Below are 4,059 nucleotides of genomic sequence, written 5' to 3'. Positions count from 1 at the left end.
GTAACTTCGCAACAAACATCTGACAGTTTTTTTGTCCGATAGTAAAACAAATGTCAGAACAAGTCTTGACTATTACAGATTTTTCATTCTTCTGGTTCTGACATGACTCCAATGTACTATGTTCATACTGGTGATTCCAACTATGACTATGTTGCATGCTCTGGATTCAGTTTTAAGTTGTACGATATCTTGTCAAAGGCGTTGGCTGATGGCAAAAGTCTTTCACTTATCGTCCATAATCCATTTCCTCCTGTAGAGTATTTCCGCAACCTTGCCAGCTACATGGATGCATTCTCTTCAAACGAGGAATTGAACCTTGAACCGACTATAGATTATGAGGAATGGACACCCGAGGAACTTGCGTTTGATGAACAGAAGCCAACAGGCATTTCTGACACAATCATAGACACGCTCGCTAATGAACATTGTTGCATTGTACACTAGATGTCCGCAATGGAGTTTATTCAGATAAAGCAGATGCTATTATACGAGATGTGATTGAAAAGCTGGAAAAATTTTATCCTGATCGTTCTTTAGCTATCATAACACCTTTTAGAGATTCTGTAAAGGAACTGCAGAAACGTTTCTGTACGTCTGACCTTGAACTGGATATAACTATCGAAACGATAGATAGAATCCAAGGCATGACTGTTGATTATGCTATTCTATACATTCCTGGAAGGAATCCGGGTTTCGCACTAGAAGATCGACGTTTTAATGTAGCAACAAGCCGTTCGCTTAGTACGACTCTCATTATTTCAGATATGCCTCTTAACGAATTTCACACTGTCTCACCTACAGTATTACAGTTTATAGATAACTGTGATAAGTTTGATGGTAAAACAGATGTATGGAGAACTAATTTGCAAGAGTCAGAATCATCAGACCCTATAGTCCAACCTATATCTGAAGAAAAAACAGCATCGACGGTCTCCTCCACAATAGGGTTGAAAGTTGTAGGCAAAATTGACATCTCTCAATTTGAACGGAAAAAGAAGGAATTAAGTATGACGAAGAAAAACTATTACATCATTGATACTAATGTTTTTGTGGACTGTCCTGATATTATTTCTAAGATTGACAGAAAGTATCCTATCATCTTGTCTGCAAAGGTGCCGGATGAGCTCGATAAAATGAAAATCAAATTAACCGAAGAACGAAGACAAAACGCGGAGAAGGCTTTACGCAATCTTAATAATGAGACACAACATGAGATTTTATACGAGTTCGCAGATACTCCTTTATTGCCAGATGACTTTGATAAACGTTCACCTGACAATATGATATTATCAGTCGCATTAAAGTATAAAGAACAGAATCCAATTATGCTTACATCAGACAATGGGCTACAACTTAAGTCTAAGCTATTGGGTATAACTACAATCTCGCTTAAGAAATTTCTAAAAAATAATTTACGCTAAGTATAAGAAAGCGACATTGATTTCCTATTCTGTAAGCCATCTGCATCTTCATGTGGGTGGCTTTCTGTTTCTGTGCTTTTTTATCTTCATAACCTTATGATCCGATGATGATTCCCTTATGTCGAGAGGCATAAGCGAAAAAATCTAATAATGGAATTTATCATTATACCCACTGATAATCAATACATATTGTTTATGATTTTTATGAGCTGCTAATGTTTCTTTATGTGATATTTGTCACCCATAAATCAGTATTGGGATTTGCCGTTACTTTGCGGCAAAATCAACTGATAATGATATGGAAGACAAGAACATTACATTTGAAGATTTGCCTAAGGTAATGTCATGGATGATGGATAAGTTGAATAAACTTGATTCCAAGATTGACGGTCTGAACAACATCCCGCAAGTACGGCCTGCCGACCAGTGGATGAACCTGAAGGAACTGTGCGAATACTTGCCCAGCCATCCGGCGGAACAAACCGTTTACGGATGGACGAGTTGCCACCAGATACCATTTCATAAAAGAGGCAAGCGCTTCATGTTCCTTAAATCAGAGATTGACGCATGGCTTCATGACGGCAAGCGGAAATCGCAGAAGGAACTGGCGGATGAAGCCGCCCAATTCATCAATGCCAAACGAAACAGACCGTTCTAATGGATTCACTTGACTTGTGCAATAGCATCAGAATGGAGTTCGAGGGTGTCATAGAGAACAAGATACCTTTGGACGTGTTTCCTGCCAAGTTGCAGGACATGGTTCTGGCATTGGCACGGCAAGAGAACTATTCCATTGAGTACACGATGGCATCCCTTATTGCGGCAGCATCAACGGCTATCGGCAATGCGGTCAACATCCGCATCCGTGGCGGTTGGGTTAGCAGTCCAATTCTACAACAGAAAGAAAAGGAAGAAGATGAAAAATTGCAAGCCGTATTGCAATACACCCGAAATACATTCAGGCTGTTTGACTTTAGTGAAGAAGAAATCTTCCAAATCTGCGAATGTGTCCGATACTTTGTCACCAATCGGCAAGCGCTTAGTGTAAATATCCACATCAAACGACGCACTGCTGTTACTCAAATTTCACTAAAGAACTTCGCTTGGAACATTGCTTTTCAATACAACATCAGCCGGGATGTCACGGCGCAATTCGTTATGCAGACATTCCACGAATGGTTTGCCAATTCCACCATTGATACTATCAGGAAGAATTTACGCACAACAACAGGAAGGTATAAGATTAAAATAGATGAACACATCGCCTCCATTACCCGTCACGCATAGTTTGCTGCATAGGCAAGTGGGTCGATGATTTATCGCCCCCAACTTTAGACGTTTTATCTCCCAACTATCCTGTTCAGTCAAGATAGAAGAGCAACAAAAGGAGAGAGAAAATATCTGTTCCACATCTTGAAGCAAAGCAGAAAGGATTGAGCGTGGAAAGCTTGACGAACAATTAGTAAGTATCAACCGGCAATACAAAAAAACGGGGAGGATTTTTGCCTCCTCCCCCGGATTAAATACTTTTGTATTGCTTATGTATAAACATTTAACCCGTGAGCAAAGGTATGTAATCTACCTGGAACTGCAAAGAAAAACGACACAAGAAGTAATTGCTCAACTCATAGGTGTCAGTAAATCGACCGTTTGCCGAGAGATTAAACGCAATTCAACAGCAAACGGCAAGTATGTCTGGTGCAAGGCTCAGGATATGACCGAACATCGTAAAGGGCGCACACCCGGCAACAGAGCCATCTCTCCGATTCTTCGCTGGCGCGTAGAACAGCTCATAAAAGAAGAACAGTGGTCGCCCCGACAAATATCGGGTCGCCTCGCCAAAGAAGGCATACGAATATCTCACGAAACCATTTACGCGATGATTCGTCATGATGAGAGCGGAGTACTTGCAAACAACTGCCGGCACAAGATGAAGTACAAGCGAAAATCCCCGCACAAACATGAAACAAAAGCCACGAACATAAAAAACCGCATCAGCATACACGACCGTCCACCCCAAGCCGACGGCAAGCGTCCCGGCGATTGGGAAATGGATTTAATCGTAGATAAAGACAATCATGCCATACTCACACTCGTAGAGCGCAGCACCAATTTCCTGCTCATGGAGAAATTGCAACAAGGAAAGAAAGCCAAGCCGTTGGCAAAAGTCGTATGGAGGCTCCTGCTCCCCTACAAAGGCAAAATGCTTAAAAACCATTACCACCGACAACGGCAGTGATTTTGCCGAACACGAATGGATTACAAAGCGTCTGAACGTACCGATTTATTTTACCAATTCATATTGCACATGGCAAAAAGGAGCCGTAGAAAACGAAAATAAACTCATATGCCAATACATACCGAAAGGAACCGATATAAATACCATTTCCGACCGAAAAATAAAAATCATTAAAAATAAATTAAATGCAAGACCTCGTCAAAAACTCAACTTTAACTCCCCAAAAGAGTGTTTCTTCAATCTTTTTTTGTAATGTTGCACTTGCTGGTTGACTCTACCTAACTTTATGAAAGTTCCGGAATATACACAATTAAAAGAATTACTCAACGATTTTTTATATCTTTGCACGGAATATGGGACGACTGGTAGCCATCGACTGCGGACGCAAACGCACGGGCA

At 40.8% G+C, this 4,059-nt stretch carries 3 protein-coding genes and 1 pseudogene; all 4 read left to right on the top strand.

Features of this window, described 5'->3' with window-relative positions; translation table 11 throughout:
• The first annotated feature begins 425 nt into the window (after positions 1-425).
• A complete protein-coding gene (locus tag Q0Z70_RS13190; protein WP_298075221.1) occupies positions 426-1,421 on the top strand; it encodes a PIN domain-containing protein in 996 nt (331 codons plus the stop codon).
• A gap of 298 nt (positions 1,422-1,719) precedes the next feature.
• Positions 1,720-2,079 carry a helix-turn-helix domain-containing protein gene (locus tag Q0Z70_RS13185; RefSeq protein WP_298075219.1) on the top strand — a complete coding sequence of 120 codons (360 nt, stop codon included), beginning with the start codon at positions 1,720-1,722 and terminating at the stop codon, positions 2,077-2,079.
• Positions 2,079-2,708 (top strand): hypothetical protein, encoded by a 630-nt coding sequence (locus tag Q0Z70_RS13180; RefSeq protein ID WP_298075217.1) that lies wholly within the window; start codon positions 2,079-2,081, stop codon positions 2,706-2,708. The genes Q0Z70_RS13185 and Q0Z70_RS13180 overlap by 1 nt, the downstream gene beginning before the upstream one ends.
• Positions 2,709-2,961: 253 nt before the next feature.
• Positions 2,962-3,913 (top strand): annotated as a pseudogene (locus tag Q0Z70_RS13175) (IS30 family transposase).
• Positions 3,914-4,059 lie beyond the last annotated feature (146 nt).

It is taken from the genome of uncultured Bacteroides sp., from assembly GCF_947632445.1.
Lineage (GTDB): Bacteria > Bacteroidota > Bacteroidia > Bacteroidales > Bacteroidaceae > Bacteroides.
The sequence above is the reverse complement of the archived record's forward strand: the minus strand, read 5'-3'. Positions and strand labels throughout refer to the sequence as shown.